Genomic DNA, 16,345 nt, shown 5'->3' with positions numbered 1-16,345 from the left:
TTCCAAGCCTTTATTTTATTTAAAGATAGAGTTATAGCTGTAGCTATTGTCACTTAATTCATTGTAATTATGGGCGTTTTTTATTGGCGGAAGGAGATATACTCACTTGGTACTATATTATTTATATAAATATTATTTATAGTCTCATCAGTAACATTGAATTCAAGTGTTCTAATAAATGGATAGTTATAATCAATAATAGCTTTCCTTAATGATCCACAGGCTTTTTCTTTTTTGTCTTCATCTTTAAATAAAGTTTCCATTCCATGTTTTATAAATCCTTCTATTATACCTACATGAGGATTGTACAATGACAATAATTCGATTTTAATTAAATTCAAAAACTCTTTTGAATTTTTATCTTTTATATTTAAAGCAACAGTATTCTTCACAAGTTTTATTTGAATATTTTTTCTATATTCTATATCAATATGCTGTATTATATTCATAAGTTTTTGTAATTTACAACGGTCTTCAATTTTATCGTCTACACTAATTCTAGAATTATTTATATTATATAAACGAACAAAATCTGTTACACCATCCAAATAACGCTCTACGTTAAAATAATTATTTGGTAGTAAGTCGTTTTTTATCTGGGATAAATAGACATTGTATTGATTAATATCATAATTGGCTTCATTAGGAATTTCATGCAGTCTTTTTTTTATATAACTTCTTATATTTTCTATATCTTCTTTTATACTTGGATTTTTATTATGTATCCGATCTATCATGTCTTTAATTAAATTATCTAATGATACCTCACCATTATAAACGTTTTTTATAACAAATTTCATTTTTAAATCATAACCATCTTTTAAATATAAATGAAAATTATCTTTATATTGCGCCCCTGTCATAGAATATAATTCTGCAAAGCTATCAACCTTATCAAATATTGAATTTTTAGGATTGAAATAGGTATGATAAAGTAAGTTAAGCACATGTTCTTTTTGACCATGATTAAACCAGTCTTTTATTTTTTCCCAAATAGACATTGCATCTCTAGCTTTAGATGCGTGTGATAATTTGTTTATTTGCGAAGTTGATATATTTACTCCACCAATTGTTAATTTACTCATATAACACCTTAATGATAATTACATATTAATTGAAATGCTTCTCTTTATTTATATTGGGAAAATATTTTATTTTATCTTTTAATTACATCATTATATTAAAAATATAGGTAATATTAATTTCATGTGGTATTTAAATATATAAAGATTAATACATGTTTTTTTGTTTGAAATTTAACATTCTGTTGTTGTATGTTACCAACCACGAGTCAATCATAATCCCCTTTCATTTTTGATGAAATTATCATGTTGCTCTTTTGAAGTCCTACCTTATGGTTATGTTGCTAAGAAACAGACAACCGTATAAAAGTGATGCAACAATATTAGAAACACCACAAATGATTTCGGTTGTTAATCGCGCCCAATTTTCTTTTTTGTGACAGTGTCACGCTTATTTTATATCAACAACCCGAATATTCATTATTTAATAGTCTGGTTAACTTAATAATTGTGTAAATTGTCGATATAATAGCGCACCTAATGTTTGTGATGTGTATTCCGTACTGTGTTCTAAATTATCAACGGCAGCATGCATACCATGATAAATAAGCGTGCAGGTTAATTCAGGCTGTAGGACTTGCCACGTTTTATTCTCTGTCCCCCCCATTAATATCTTTTGTAACTGCTGTAGCGCTCTATTTTCATGAATATTACCGCTTTGATGAAAGACTTGATGAAAAAGCATATCGTGTAATTCTTGTTTTTCAACATAAGCAATAACGCTAGTTTCACACCACTGTTTTAATTTAGCGCGAAAATCTTGAATTTGGCAGCTTGCCATTGCTTGCTCAACTTTATCAATATACCAATCCATATATCGAGTTCGCAGTGCGTCGAGAATATCTGTTTTTGCCGTAAAATAGTGATAATACGTTCCTTTAGCGACCCCCGCTTGTTTTACAATATCGCTGACGGTTGTGGCATCAAATCCTTTTTCAAGAAATAGTGTTTCTGCGGCGTTCATTAACTCTTCTAAACGAACTTCGGCTGGCTTTGTTCTTGGTTTATCGATATTTTTTTCTTCTAATGACATTGCTCATCTCCCTCTAAGTGGCTGTTAAAGGGTACTCCATATTGAGAATAGCCACAATAACCGTAAATGAAACTTATTATCATCAATTGATTGACCGACGGTCAGTCGGATATTATGATACTACTATTATTTCACCATAAAGGTAATAAAACTTATGAGTTATACAAAACGGTTGTCACTTATTTGTGCTATCTGTTTAGGCACATTTATGGCCACTCTTGATATTAGTATCGTCAATGTTGCTCTACCTACTATTCAGAATGATATTAATGCCAATATGGCTACATTACAGTGGATTGTGGATGCTTATGCACTATGTCTATCAGCTTGTATTTTGTCTTCCGGGCCATTAAGTGATCGTTTCGGACGAAAAAAAGTGTGGCTCTGGGGGGTGATTATTTTCACTCTAGGCTCCCTTATCTGTGCTATTGCACAACAACATGAAATATTAATCCTTGGGCGTATTATTCAAGGTATTGCAGCTGCAGCCCTTATTCCTGGCGCATTATCACTTATTACACATGCCTTTCCTGTTGATATTGAACGTATCCGTATTATTGGTATTTGGTCTTCGGTTAGTGCATTATCACTGATTATTGGCCCTATCCTTGGTGGTGCATTAGTTCATGCCAGTGGTTGGGCAAGTATATTTCTTATTAATATTCCTATTGGTGCTATTACAGTATTACTAGGCTGGTATGGATTAAGTGAAAGTGCCGATCCTGAGGATGTTGCGTTAGATCCCCTAGGACAATTAACCAGTATCTTGGGATTAGGTTTACTAACCTATGGTTTTATTGAAGCTGGCTCTGTAGGTTGGTCTGATTATCGTACTGTATTCGCATTAATTGTCGGTCTGATTTTTATTACCCTGTTTGTTATAGTCGAAAAACGTATTGAACGCCCGTTATTACCGCTATCGTTATTTAAAGATCGCTCGTTTTTCCAATATAACCTTTCCTCTTTTACTTTGGGATTTGCCACTTATAGTAATGTCTTTTTTATCGCTTTTTTCCTACAAAAAGCACAAGGCTGGAGTGCATTAGAAACAGGTTTAAGAATGGCTCCTGAGTTTATCGCCATGGCTCTTTTTTCTATGTTATTTGGACGGTTCTCTCGTTATATATCTGTCAGAAAATTAATGATCTTTGGCTTTTTGTTGATTGCAATATCTTCTTGTTTATTGGCAACATTAGCAACAAATAGCTCTTACACAATAACAGGAAGCTATTTATTTATCTTAGGTGCAGGAATGGGATTAGCGACACCCGCAATAGGGGTTTTAGTGATGAAAAGTGTAGCACCGTCCCGCTCGGGCATGGCGTCTGCAACCATGAATGCATTAAGACAAACCGGTATGACAATGGGAATTGCGTTATTAGGTACATTAATGATACAGCAAGCAATTAATTATATGATGATACAAAGTCAAGCATTAGGAATAGTGGCAGAACCGATTAATATTATTACGTTAGTAACAGAAAATAAAACCGCTTCCCTAGATAATCAGTTGGTTGCCCTATTACCTGAAGCATTTAATTCAGGATTTGCCTATGCCATGCTAACCGCAGGGCTTTCCTGTTTTATTACTCTGTTTATTATGCTTTTTCCTTGCAAAGAGAAACAAGGTGCACTTTCTCAGCAGATAGCGGATTAATTATTATAAACGCTGAGTTAAAAATGCAAGAAAATGTTCAATATTACGTGAAAGCGAACGACGACTTGCATATATCGCGACTAAACTAATTGATGCGGGCTGTTGAGGAAAAGAAATAGCTCGCAATTTGCCTGCCTTTATCGCATCAAGGCAACAATGTTCAGCTAAAATAGCAAAACCTAAACCTTTTAATACGGCAGCTTTGGCTAAGATAGCACTATTTACACGATAACAGCTATTAATTGTCACTTTTACAGGGTTCTGCTCTTTATCAATAAAGATCCACGGTTGCCCTTCTAATGCACTTAAACTGGAAATACAAGGTAATTGGCTTAGTTGTTCAATATCTGTAGGGATACCCGTTTTTGCTAATAAGCTCTCTGAGGCAACAACAATACTACGCCACGACTTTATGAGACGTGAATGGTAGCTACTATCGGCTAATTGGCCACGATGAAATGTTAGAAGTAAATCAATATCATCTTCTATAACATTTCTTGGCATTAGCTGCGTATCACATTGAATGGTTAAGTTAGGATGAAGTGCAGCAAAATCCGCTAAAATATCGGCAAGTAACTCACTACCATATTCACTGGGTATCGTAAGTCTAAAGGTTCCTGTTAATGGGCCATCACTCGTTATATGTTCTACAACATTATCTAATTCATATAAGGTCTTTTTGGCTTGCTGATACAAGATTTTCCCTTGCTCAGTTAAACGCATTTTTCGCGTGGTTCTATCAATTAATCGGCAGTTAAGCTGTTGTTCTAGCTGTTTTATTGCCCTGCTGACATTAGATGTTGGCATAGAAAGCGATCGTGCAGCACTGGCAAACTGTGCTTGCTCTGCAACCGCAGAAAAAATACGTAATAAATTAAGGTCAATTGACATAAAAATACTGCCTATATGGGGAGTATTGAATATAGGCAGTGTAACATTGATTGCTCTCTCACTTGAAAAGAATTAACAATAACCATAGGACATTAATTTTTGATAACGTTTTTCAAGCAGTTTTTCTTTAGAATAACTATTCAATTCTGTTAAATCTGCGAGAAGCTGTTTTTTTACAAATTCAGCCACTTGCTGGTAGTGGCGATGTGCGCCTCCCAATGGTTCAGGAATAATTGAGTCTATAATACCCAATGCCTGTAATTTAGGTGCCGTCATTCCCATGGTTTGGGCGGCAATAGGTGCTTTATCAGCATTTTTCCATAAAATAGAGGCACAGCCTTCGGGCGATATGGCAGCATAAGTACTATATTGCAACATATTTACTCGATCCCCCACACCTATTGCTAATGCACCACCAGAAAAACCTTCCCCTGTTATTGTACAAATTATCGGTGTTTTTAATCGGGACATTTCAAGAATATTTCGTGCTATGGCTTCTGATTGCCCCCGCTCTTCAGCACCAACCCCCGGATAAGCACCCGCGGAGTCAATAAAAATAATCACTGGTAAATGGAAGCGTTCAGCCATTTTCATCAGGCGTAATGCTTTCCGATAACCTTCTGGTGATGGCATACCAAAGTTTCTTTTTACTTTCTCTTTAGTGTCTCGCCCTTTTTGTTGACCGATAATCATCACTGGTTTTCTATCTAAACGCGCTAACCCTGCAACAATCGCTTTATCATCAGCATAAGCACGATCGCCGGCCAACTCTTGGAAATCAGTAAAAATAGCTTTGATATAATCTAATGTATAAGGGCGCATAGGATGACGTGCTAACTGTACTATCTCCCAATCCCCTAAATCAGAAAATATAGAGCGTGTTAATGAAAGGCTTTTTTGGCGAAGTTTGGCGATTTCTTCGTCTATATCAACTGCCGTTGTTTCATCTTGAGACTGTTTAAATGCAAGTAATGCATCTATTTTCTCGTCTAATTCAACAATAGGCTTTTCAAATTCAAGATGAATAATAGACATAATTTGCCTCTTAGCTAAATCGGGTTATATCAAACTATTTAGTCTAGAGAAAACTAACTTATTGTTATAGAGATATTTTTGATAAACAGTGTTATCAAAAATGGGATAATAAAATAGGTAGTGGTTAAAAAAATTTATTTTCTAGCTTTTATCTCTATACAGTTATTTATAAGTTATGTATAAATATACAGCTGGACAGTTTTCACCAGAAAATCACCAAACACAACAATAATCCATTAATACAAATAATTAAAATGATAATATGTTCTCAAAAAAATCTCGTTCTACAACTGCACTACTCTTTTCATCACTTATTCTGACTATAGGAAGAGGTGCAACACTGCCTTTTATGGCGATATACTTATCACGACAATATAAATTGCCTGTTGATGATATTGGTATCGCAATGTCTATTTCACTGACTACGGGGATAGTATTTAGCCTTGCCTTTGGTATGCTGGCAGATAAATTTGAAAAAAAACGTTATATGGTTTTTTCTATTATTACCTTTATTATCGCATTTTCTGCTATCCCAATGGTCAATAGTACTATTTTAGTGGTTATCTTTTTCTCAATTATTAACTGTTCCTATTTAGTCTTTTCTACGGTATTGAAAGCTTATTTTTCTGAAACTTTATCAATATCAGCAAAGCCTAAAATATTTTCACTAAACTATACTTTTATTAATATCGGATGGACGGTTGGCCCACCTATTGGCACATTATTATTAATGTATGGTACCCAATTACCTTTTTGGTTAGCGGCAATATCCGCCAGTATTCCTTTATTTATGATCCAATGTTTTGTGCAACGTTCAGTGGTAGAGCATTCCACAGAAGAAAATAGTGTAAAGTGGGATCCGAAAATAATGCTAAAAGATAAAGCATTAGGCTGGTTTGTGCTTTCAACTTTTTTTGGCACATTAACTTTTGGTACATTTGCTTCGTGTATTTCGCAATACCTTTTAGTTGTTTATGATGCTAAATTGGCTGAATCTGCTATTGCGGTGATCCTCCCCGTCAATGCGGCCATTGTCGTCTCATTACAATATATCGTCGGTAAACAAGTGGTTGCTGAAAGACTACGTAAATTAATGACCTTAGGCACACTCTTTTTTATCTTAGGATTAGCGGGCTTTATGCTGGCGGGTGATAATTTAATTTTCTGGGCAATGGCGATAGCAATATTTACCTTTGGTGAACTGATTTATGCACCTGGTGAGTATATGATGATCGATAATATTGCGCCGTTAGGAATGAAAGCAAGTTATTTCTCTGCACAATCTTTAGGTTGGTTAGGTGCTGCATTAAATCCACTTGCTAGTGGTTATATCCTGACAACCTTGCCCCCTATTTCGTTATTCGCTATTTTAATGGGGATCGCAGTACTAGCTTGGCTTTGTATGCTGCAAGGTATGAACTACAGTGAAAAAAGAATAGCTGCTTAATATATTTTATTGCCGTTGATATTGTTGGCGATATCCAGATAAGGAACAATCAGTCTCGCGCTTAAAATAACGGCATAGATATGAGGGATCGTCAAAATGGAGTTTTATGGCGATCTCATTTACTGATAGCGTAGTGTGCGTCAATAACGCTTTTATTTTAAGAATTACTTGCCTATTAATCAGCGTCTTAGGAACATCATTAAAATATTGTTTAGTGAGCTGTGATAGATAAAACGGTGTGATGCTAAGGCGATTTGCATAATAGGCAACGTCTCTGTGCTGGTGGCTATGTTTTATAACTAACTCCCAAAATTGCCAACATAAGTGCTCTTTACGGCTGAATTCTTTTTTAGATAAGGAATAATGAGATGGTATTAATTCTGTTATCGCAAAAAAAAGATTTTGTAACTGCCCTCTCAACATTAACTTTCTATGATCAGTATAACTTTTATCTATATATTTTAATTGTTCCACCCAATTGTTTATGGCGTTTAAGTGAGCCGTTGAAGGGCGACAAATGGGGTTTTCATGCAAAAATGTAAACAAACTATTTGAAAGTGCATAAGCGATCTCAGAGGCAAAAGATTTCTTAAGAAAACAATAAAAAATACGAAAATTAGCTGATTTACGTTGCAATGTGACCATTCTATCATCACCGAGTATCACTATATCATTCGCTTTAATGGTTTTTGTTTGAAAATCTATATTAATAACAGCCCTGCCATCTAAACAAATAATAACCACAACATAAGATAATGCTAATGGATAGCCTAATTCATTATGCATATCGCTTTCACCAATAACGGCATACTCCGAAGGGATATTTAACTTTAATAATGATTGACTAAACATAAATTATTCACTCTATTGCATATTGCTACTGTTTTTATTTTTAATGATCTCAATGTTAATCACAAGAGCATTAATGGATTTAGTTGTCAAAAGTACCGATAACACCTTAATTAATCCATTCAGTTTTATATTGGCTCTCTTTAAAATACGATCATCCTAACATAATGAAACATAAGTTATAACAGAGCTAAATTGTATGAAAAAATTACAAACAGAACGATTATTATTACGTCCATGGCGAATATCAGATGCAGAGAGCCTCTATTATTATGCGAGGGATAAGCGAGTAGGCCCTATCGCTGGCTGGCCAGCACATAAAAGTGTTGCTGAAAGTACCGAAATTATCCAGGCTATATTTATGCGTGATGAAGTTTATGCTGTCACATTGCTCGATGATGATAAAGCGATTGGTTTAATTGGCTTATCTTTTTGCCATGAGAGCAATTTCCCTATAGGGGATAATGATGCCGAAATTTCTTATTGGATTGGTACTCCTTTTTGGGGGAAAGGACTTATTCCTGAAGCAGTGAAAGCGCTTATTTGTCATAGCTTTGAGACTCTACAATTAGATAATCTATGGTGTGGTTATTTTGCAGACAATGTAAACTCGAAGCGAGTACAAGAAAAGTGTGGATTTAAATATCATCACATAATTAAAGATCAGTATGTGGAGTATTTAGACGAAATAAGAACAGAAGTTATTTGTCGTTTAACCAAAAGTGAATGGCAAAAACAACAATAAAAAACAGCAAAGCAAAAAAAACAACGGATTATAAATCTTATAATCCGTTGTTTTGCTATTGTTTATCCATTAAACATGATCTAATGCTTGAGATAAGTCAGCAATAAGATCATAAGGATTTTCAATACCAATAGATAAACGAATGGTTGTTTCTTGAATACCTATATTGTGGCGTAATTCCATAGGAACACCTGAATGTGTGGTAGAGCCAGGATGACATGCCAATGACTCGGTTCCTCCCAAACTCACCGCTAATTTAAATATTTTCATCGCATTGAGAAAACGAAAAGCTTCTGCTTCACCACCAACAATATCAAAGGAGAATGTTGATCCCGCGCCTGTGCATTGTCTAGCAAATACTTGACCTTCAATACTATTTTCATCTACAAAAGGTAAATAGTGGATCACTTTCACTTTTTCATGGTCACGTAGAAATTGTGCAACTAATAGCGCATTTTGATTGGCTTTTTCCATGCGAATTTGCAATGTTTCTAAAGAGCGGCCTAACATCCAGCAAGAATGCGCATCAAGTTGTGTCCCTATTGCACCTCTTAATAGGCGAACTTGATTAATAAGCTCGCGTGATCCCATTGCAGCACCGGCGACTAAATCAGAATGTCCACCCACATATTTTGTTAATGAATAGAGTGAAATATCAGCGCCTTGCTCTATAGGATGTTGATAAACAGGTCCTAATAAGGTGTTATCGCAAATAATAATAGGTCGATAGCCTTGGCTTGTTTCTAATTTATCCGCAACGATTTTTAACGCTTGAATATCAACCAGTGAATTAGTTGGATTGGCAGGAGTTTCGGCAAATATCACCGCGACTCTCCCTTTTTGGCTAGCTATTTCAGCTTGCGATTGGATATGTGCTAAATTTAAACCATCTGTAAATGGTGTTGCTTGAATACCGAACTTAGCGAATGTTTTGGCTATTAATGTTTCTGTTCCACCATAAAGTGGTTGAGAATGTAAAATAACATCGCCAGGTTGTGTAAAAGCCATTAATGTCGTTGTAATAGCTGACATTCCTGATGAAAAGAGGACACATGATGCTGTGTTTTCATAAACTGCTAATCTATCCTCAACGATCTCACTATTAGGTTGGTTAAAACGAGAATAGACTAAACCTGCTTTTTCTCCTTCTGGAAGGGGTTTTCTTCCACTTACCGTATCAAAAAAATTTTTCCCTTCTTCTGCACTTTTAAAAATAAATGTCGATGTTAAAAATACAGGAGGTTTGACAGAGCCTTCCGATAACAATGGATCGTATCCATAGCTCATCATTAGCGTTTCTGGAGATAATTGATGTTCGCCAATATATTGTTTTTTCAGTTGAGAACTAGACATTTTTTATTTCTACTATTTATGAATTATAAAGTTTCTATCATCATACTGAAAAAACTTCATATTGTTAGATTGTTTTATTAGGTATAGAAACTCATAGTTATATTGAACTGTTTGTTTTTTAACCTGAAATATGTTCTACCACGCCTTAACCGCGTCCCCTTTATACATTTCTTGCACCTTTAATTCGACTTGTCTTGAATGTAAAACAGTAATTAATTTCTTTATTTTTTCATCATTCATATTATCTATACGAGTAACAACAACATTGGCATAAGGCGAATGTTTATTCTCCATAATTAAACCGTCGCGGGTAGCAAGTAAGCCAATTTGAGAGGAAAAATTATTGTTGATAACCGCCATCGTAACCTCAGGATCATCAAGGGCTTCAACTAACATGGGAGTTTCAACTTCATGAAATATCAAGGCATTAGGATTATCAATAATGTCTTCAACGGAAGGTAAAAAACCAACCCCCTCTTTTAAAGAAATGAGGTGATTTTCTGCAAGTAATAATAAAGCTCGCCCTTTCATACTTGCTTCATTAGGGATGGCAACCACATCACCATATTCGAGTTCGCTAATATCGCTTATTTTCTTAGAATACGCTGCTAACGGGAAGATGTACGTTTTGCTGGCAATATGAAATTTGTAATTGTGGGCTTTTATCTCTGATTGTAAATAAGGAATAGATTGAAATACATTTACGTCTACTTCTCTATTTTCTAGGGCTTTATTAGGACGTTCATAGTCGTTAAATGCAATAACTTCAACATTTAATCCTTCGGTAAGTTTAGCTAAACGGATCACTTCATCCCAAATGACTTGGTCTGGTCCAGTATTGATTGCTACTTTGACGACATCTGTATCTTCTTGCGAACAAGAGACAGAAAATAAGCTTATTGAGGCTAGAAGCAAACCTGTAATAATTTCCTTCATAACTCCCTCTTAAAAACGGAACATGACAAACACAAAATTATCAGCATATTGATGATTAAGAAATATCCTAAGTGTAGATTAATAACAAGGAATGCCAAATGATACAAGTGATCGTACTATATAAAGAGAGGTATATGAGAGGGAATAAGATAATTAATTGATATTAAAGATAAAAATAATTCAATAAAGTCAACGTATTTACAACCTACGCGTGTATCAATTTCGAATTAATTTATTTATGCAGGGATCAACAAAAGCATCATCAACATTAAGATAAGTAGAATTGGTTACGCAATATGCAGAAAATGCCCATTTATATTGTTTATCTTGTTTCGTGATAGTGTAACTTGAAAAACGTATAGGTGTTGATTGTAACATATCATTACCTATTTTCTCACCGCTCACTAAGATCACTTGATTTTTTTTCTCTATAAATTTGAAATTAGAGATTTTAATATTGCTGTTTTCAGCTTTATTATCAAATAAGCTAAGAGCATTATCATAAATTGAAGGTACAATATAAACTTGTTCATCTGCATCTTTTATATAAACCGTGACCATATTAATTGATGATGCATCATTTAATATACGCTTAGATTTAACGACTATATCTTTTACACCATCACCGTTAAAATCAATCAAATTAATACCGTATGTTAGTTTTATATCTGCAGAAATAGCAATAGTGGATAAGGATGTAAGCAATACTGCTGCGCCTAATTTCGTCATTATATTCATATCATATCTTCTATTTTTAATTGCTACTTTATAATTTAGAGTACTTTACAGGTGGGATTAGTCAAGTTATTTAATGTTTCAAAATAATACAAAAATAATAATTTTATATAACTAAAAACGATAGATTTTGATAAAAAACAATACTTTTAAAATGAGTAGCCTATTTTCAAGATAAGAAGTTCTTTAGTCTTAATATAAGGCAATATAGTTTTTCAGATCATTAATTCTTTCTATGGTTTTATCTTTTAAGCAGCTACTGTAAACCATCGGAGCCAAACTGCCACCTTGGTAATAGTCTGCCTCATATTGACATGAGAGGTCACGAAATGTCATCCAAACTGACTGTGCATGCTGTAACTGTTGTTGTCGTTTAGTTTCTAATTTCACATAATATTGTTGATAAATTTGTGACAGCTCTTCATCTTTTTGTTGAAAATCTTGGTATGCACATTGGTTAATTTCTGTTTGTGTTTCCGCATTACGACAATCAAAATTATCCGCTTGTAAATGTATTGACCAAAATAAGATCCCCCCTGATATTGCACTTACAAAAATAACTTTTTTCATCATACCATCCATTGTTACCTGAAAAATAATTGAATAATGCTAACATTATTATAATAAGAAAGGCTATATCATTAAATTATATCTATTAATTTTTATTTTAATCAGGCGAAAATAGCCACAAATAGGTCTATTTATTACTATCATATTTGGAGGGTTCATTTTTTTAATATAAATAATTTAAAATCTTTAAGCTAAAAAGAACACTTATAGCTTTTTAGCTAAATATTATTATATTTTATTTAGAATATGTGGTTAATCTATTCAATAATATTAGCAATTTCCAATAAGTTATTATCTGGATCACGTAAGTAAACTGACATAATAGGCCCTGTAGCCCCTGTTCTTGGTACAGGACCCTCTTCTATATTGATACCCTGCTGCTTTATATGCTCTATCACGTCTAACAATGGCGTTTCAGTAATAAAACATAAATCCGCAGAGCCTGCCGTTGGTTTAGCAGCTTTAGGCAAAAACTCTTTTCCTAGCTGATGAAGATTGATTTTTTGATGACCAAAAGCAAGGGCTTTACGCCCTTGTTTAAAGGTAATTATCTCAAAACCCAATACATTATGATAAAAATGACAACTCGCCTCGATATCAGCCACGGTTAATACTAAATGATCAAGGTGTGTAATTTTCATCTGAACCTCACTTCGCTATTAGAGTATTATTGTGATTAAAGCTCACACTTAGTTTTTAATACGGCTGTTTTTTTATGATGCTCTAGCGCTAATTCAATTAATTTCGTGATGAGTGATTGATAATCTAATCCCGTACTTTGCCACAGTTTAGGATACATACTGATATTAGTGAAACCTGGTAAAGTATTAATTTCGTTGATAATGACTTGATTATCTTCAGTTAAAAACACATCAACGCGCGACATACCTAAACAGTTTAAAACTTGGTAAGCTTTCAATGCCGTTTGGCGAATATGTAAGCTAATCGCATTATCTAAATCAGCAGGTACTACTACTTTTGCACCATCATCATCAATGTATTTTGTGTTATAAGCATAAAAAGCATCATTTAAAACAATTTCACCACAAGGGCTAACTTCAGGCTCTTCATTACCTAAAACGGCACACTCTATTTCACGGCCAACAATAGCACTTTCGATAATCACTTTTAGATCATATTCAAATGCCATGGATAAGGCAGCATTAAACTCGGCTTCATTATTGACTTTGCTGATACCAACAGAAGAACCTAAATTTGCTGGTTTAATAAATAAAGGGAGCCCTAATTGTTCAACAACTTCATTATAGGAAATATCATTTAATTGGTGAGCCATCAGTGTAATAAATGGTGCAACCGCTAATCCTGCATCATCCAGTAAGCGCTTAGTGATATCTTTATCCATACATGCGGCAGAACTCATGATATTAGGGCCTACATATGGCATATCAATCATATGTAATAGTCCTTGTAGGGTGCCATCTTCACCATAAGCACCATGCACAATAGGAAATACAACATCTATTTGTGCAAGAGGTTGCCCATCAGTTAAAGAGATAAATTGCTGACGGGTACTGCCAGGAATAATAGCCACTGGACGCAAAGGTTGGCTTAATGAGATAGTTGAGGGGTTATCGCTATTAATTAAATAATTGTCTTCAGCATATTCATGCCATTGCCCTTGTTCATTAATCCCAATTAAACAAAGGTCGAATTTCGTTCGATCTAATTCATTGATAATATTTTTTGCTGATTGTAATGAAACTTGGTGCTCGGTTGATTTTCCACCAAAAATAATAGCGACTCTTAATTTACTCATTTTCTAACCTTTTATAGGACAGCTATAGCGAATAAATAGCAATATATCATGATAAAAACACGCAATGTAGGGAGATAGTTCTTATCTAGGAAAATTTACGATAAAATGATGAAATTCTATGATTTAGTGTGCAAAAAATAACTATTTTTGATATTAATTCAGCAACGCCTATTCCCTCCTCTTTCACACAAAAAGACACGGTTTCTCATCATTGCATTCTTGCAATCAATAAACCTGTCTTGCTAAACTCACTTTACCGATTAACTGATAAATTTTAAAAGGAGGCTAATTATGTTGTTGTGTGATCTTATTGAATACTCACACTTCTTTGGTAATCGCCATAGCTCAGGCTTTCACAGTTCTTTACTGCGTTAACCTGCCTGAGCGACGTTAACTATTACCTCTCCTCAGCTTACTGGGTTATCGCGTGATATTACCCAAAGCATTTTTATGCTTAAAAAATGAGTAAGCTATGAGCACATTATTATCTACACAAAATCTCTCTTTTCATAATAATCACGGTATATTGCTGAGTAATATTTCTTTGGCCCTCACTAAAGGTGAGAAAATTGGTTTAATTGGCTACAACGGTTGTGGAAAAAGTACACTATTAAAACTTTTATCACACCAATTAATACCAACAGATGGCTCTATTACTATCGCCAATCAAGTCATTATGGCTTATGTCGAACAACAGTTACCAAGTGAGCTACAGTCAATGCGTCTCATTGATGCGGTTCTTCATAAATTACCTGAAGAGCTACGCATATCTGAAAGTTGGCGCAGTGAATTATTATTAAGTGAAATGGGATTTAAAACCAATGAAATCAATCTATTAGTCTCACAATTAAGTGGTGGTCAACATACTCGTTTATTACTTGCGAGAGCATTGATTTTGCAACCAGACTTACTGCTATTAGATGAGCCAAGTAACCACTTAGATCTACCGACTATCTTGTGGTTAGAAACATTTTTAACACAGTGGCGAGGAAGTTTTATTCTGGTTTCACATGACAATAGGTTGTTAGATAAAGTGACCAATTGTACGTGGATCATTCGTGATAAAACCCTATCTGTTTTTCGCTTGCCCTGCTCTCAGGCAAGACAAGAGCAAGAAGCACAAGATATCAGTGCGCAACATCGTTGTGATGCACAACAAAAAGAGATAGATCGTATTGCACAAAGTGCGAAGCAATTGGCCATCTGGGGAAAAGTGTATGATAACGAAAGTTTGTCACGTAAAGCCAAACAAATGGAAAAACAAATTGTTCGTTTAAAAGACGAACAAGTCGATGTAACAGAAGGCAATCAATGGACGTTACAGTTATCAGGAACAATATTACGGGCAGATAGATTGCTTGAGCTGCATCAGCTTTCAGTGATCCCTGCGCCAGATGCACCGATTTTATATACCATCGATAATCAACGGATCAAAAGTGGTGATCGAGTCGCTATTGTTGGTGCTAATGGGACAGGTAAGTCATCATTATTAAAAATGATTTGGTCATCATTTCATGGTTCAACCACATCAACAGAAAATGTGATCAGGCTGCATCCCAGAGTTGAGTTAGGTTATTACGATCAAAGTCTCGCACAACTTAATGATAATGATACCCTTGCCGATGCACTAAAGCCCTTTGCACCGCTATTAGATGAGCAAAGGAAAATGGCATTAATAAATGCAGGTTTTGTTTATTCTCGCCATAATCAGCAAGTAAAGTCATTAAGTGGTGGTGAACGAGCTCGTTTACTTTTTATTGGTCTCAGTTTGGCAAAATATTCATTATTAATGCTAGATGAACCAACAAACCATCTTGATATGGAAGGTAAACAGGCATTAGCTGAGCAAATTCAACAATTTTCAGGGGGAATTTTACTCGTCAGCCATGATAGAGAATTGATAGAGAAAAGCTGTAATCGTTTTTGGTATATTCACAATGGTATTCTTAGCGAACATCATGATATTGAAACAATTTATCAGCTTATTTCTCAACAAGATATGTCATTGGTCTCTAATGAGCAAAATGGCCATCATGCTCCATCTGTTGAAATAGTAAAACATCATAATGAAGATGAATTGCTAATGAAATTGATAGCACTTGAAGATAAATTGAATGCTGATTTAGCAAGAAAATCTGCTCATCAAAAGCCTATATTACAGGCTCAATGGCAAGCAGAAATAGAGATCTTAAAGCAGCAACTTGATTTAGCTTAATTTTTCTAACGATTACCCTA

15 protein-coding genes are annotated in these 16,345 nt (G+C 34.6%); 4 read left to right on the top strand and 11 right to left on the bottom strand.

Going from position 1 to position 16,345, the window contains the following annotated elements; all coding sequences use genetic code 11:
- Positions 1 to 80: 80 nt before the first annotated feature.
- Together PMI_RS06065 and PMI_RS06060 are read right to left on the bottom strand one after the other, a co-directional pair.
- The gene (locus tag PMI_RS06065) at positions 81 to 1,085 is read right to left on the bottom strand and encodes a hypothetical protein (RefSeq protein WP_012367926.1); all 1,005 of its coding nucleotides are present in this window, start codon (positions 1,083 to 1,085) and stop codon (positions 81 to 83) included.
- A 433-nt stretch (positions 1,086 to 1,518) separates the two neighbouring features.
- Positions 1,519 to 2,115: a TetR/AcrR family transcriptional regulator gene (locus tag PMI_RS06060; RefSeq protein ID WP_012367925.1), complete on the bottom strand. Its 597-nt coding sequence runs from the start codon at positions 2,113 to 2,115 to the stop codon at positions 1,519 to 1,521.
- Positions 2,116 to 2,269: 154 nt separating this feature from the next.
- Here PMI_RS06060 and PMI_RS06055 point away from each other — a divergent pair, with 154 nt between their 5' ends.
- Positions 2,270 to 3,772, top strand: coding sequence for an MFS transporter (locus PMI_RS06055; protein ID WP_012367924.1), 1,503 nt, complete (start codon positions 2,270 to 2,272; stop codon positions 3,770 to 3,772).
- Between the two features lie 3 nt (positions 3,773 to 3,775).
- Here PMI_RS06055 and PMI_RS06050 read toward each other — a convergent pair whose 3' ends face one another.
- Together PMI_RS06050 and accA are read right to left on the bottom strand one after the other, a co-directional pair.
- Complete coding sequence (locus PMI_RS06050) at positions 3,776 to 4,663, bottom strand: LysR family transcriptional regulator (RefSeq protein ID WP_004242940.1); 888 nt, start codon at positions 4,661 to 4,663, stop codon at positions 3,776 to 3,778.
- 72 nt (positions 4,664 to 4,735) lie between these two features.
- A complete protein-coding gene (accA, locus tag PMI_RS06045) occupies positions 4,736 to 5,698 on the bottom strand; it encodes an acetyl-CoA carboxylase carboxyl transferase subunit alpha (RefSeq protein ID WP_012367923.1) in 963 nt (320 codons plus the stop codon).
- A gap of 262 nt (positions 5,699 to 5,960) precedes the next feature.
- On the opposite strand from accA, the gene ydeE reads away from it, so the two are divergent.
- On the top strand, positions 5,961 to 7,145 hold the full coding sequence (gene ydeE / locus PMI_RS06040; RefSeq protein WP_012367922.1) for an efflux MFS transporter YdeE: 1,185 nt from the start codon (positions 5,961 to 5,963) through the stop codon (positions 7,143 to 7,145).
- A gap of 6 nt (positions 7,146 to 7,151) precedes the next feature.
- Here ydeE and PMI_RS06035 read toward each other — a convergent pair whose 3' ends face one another.
- Positions 7,152 to 7,997, bottom strand: coding sequence for a helix-turn-helix domain-containing protein (locus PMI_RS06035; protein ID WP_004248060.1), 846 nt, complete (start codon positions 7,995 to 7,997; stop codon positions 7,152 to 7,154).
- A gap of 196 nt (positions 7,998 to 8,193) precedes the next feature.
- On the opposite strand from PMI_RS06035, the gene PMI_RS06030 reads away from it, so the two are divergent.
- The gene (locus PMI_RS06030; RefSeq protein ID WP_012367921.1) at positions 8,194 to 8,739 is read left to right on the top strand and encodes a GNAT family N-acetyltransferase; all 546 of its coding nucleotides are present in this window, start codon (positions 8,194 to 8,196) and stop codon (positions 8,737 to 8,739) included.
- A 69-nt stretch (positions 8,740 to 8,808) separates the two neighbouring features.
- Here the strand turns inward: PMI_RS06030 and PMI_RS06025 are convergent, their stop codons facing one another.
- The 6 genes from PMI_RS06025 to ddlA all read right to left on the bottom strand — a co-directional run bounded on the left by PMI_RS06025 (position 8,809) and on the right by ddlA (position 14,110).
- Complete coding sequence (locus tag PMI_RS06025) at positions 8,809 to 10,092, bottom strand: cystathionine gamma-synthase family protein (RefSeq protein ID WP_012367920.1); 1,284 nt, start codon at positions 10,090 to 10,092, stop codon at positions 8,809 to 8,811.
- Between the two features lie 135 nt (positions 10,093 to 10,227).
- On the bottom strand, positions 10,228 to 11,028 hold the full coding sequence (locus PMI_RS06020; RefSeq protein WP_004248058.1) for a MetQ/NlpA family ABC transporter substrate-binding protein: 801 nt from the start codon (positions 11,026 to 11,028) through the stop codon (positions 10,228 to 10,230).
- 216 nt (positions 11,029 to 11,244) lie between these two features.
- Positions 11,245 to 11,766: a carbapenem self-resistance protein CarG family protein gene (locus PMI_RS06015; protein ID WP_012367919.1), complete on the bottom strand. Its 522-nt coding sequence runs from the start codon at positions 11,764 to 11,766 to the stop codon at positions 11,245 to 11,247.
- 189 nt (positions 11,767 to 11,955) lie between these two features.
- Positions 11,956 to 12,333, bottom strand: coding sequence for a lysozyme inhibitor LprI family protein (locus PMI_RS06010; protein WP_223293445.1), 378 nt, complete (start codon positions 12,331 to 12,333; stop codon positions 11,956 to 11,958).
- Between the two features lie 257 nt (positions 12,334 to 12,590).
- On the bottom strand, positions 12,591 to 12,974 hold the full coding sequence (locus PMI_RS06005; protein WP_012367917.1) for a VOC family protein: 384 nt from the start codon (positions 12,972 to 12,974) through the stop codon (positions 12,591 to 12,593).
- A 35-nt stretch (positions 12,975 to 13,009) separates the two neighbouring features.
- Entirely contained in the window at positions 13,010 to 14,110 is a 1,101-nt protein-coding gene (gene ddlA / locus PMI_RS06000) for a D-alanine--D-alanine ligase (RefSeq protein WP_004242920.1), read from the bottom strand.
- A gap of 472 nt (positions 14,111 to 14,582) precedes the next feature.
- Between ddlA and PMI_RS05995 the strand changes: the two genes are divergently transcribed.
- Positions 14,583 to 16,325 carry an ABC-F family ATP-binding cassette domain-containing protein gene (locus PMI_RS05995; protein ID WP_012367916.1) on the top strand — a complete coding sequence of 581 codons (1,743 nt, stop codon included), beginning with the start codon at positions 14,583 to 14,585 and terminating at the stop codon, positions 16,323 to 16,325.
- Positions 16,326 to 16,345 lie beyond the last annotated feature (20 nt).

The organism is Proteus mirabilis HI4320 (genome assembly GCF_000069965.1).
Taxonomy (GTDB): domain Bacteria; phylum Pseudomonadota; class Gammaproteobacteria; order Enterobacterales; family Enterobacteriaceae; genus Proteus; species Proteus mirabilis.
Note: the sequence above shows the minus strand (reverse complement) of the source record. Positions and strands in the feature narration are given on the sequence as shown.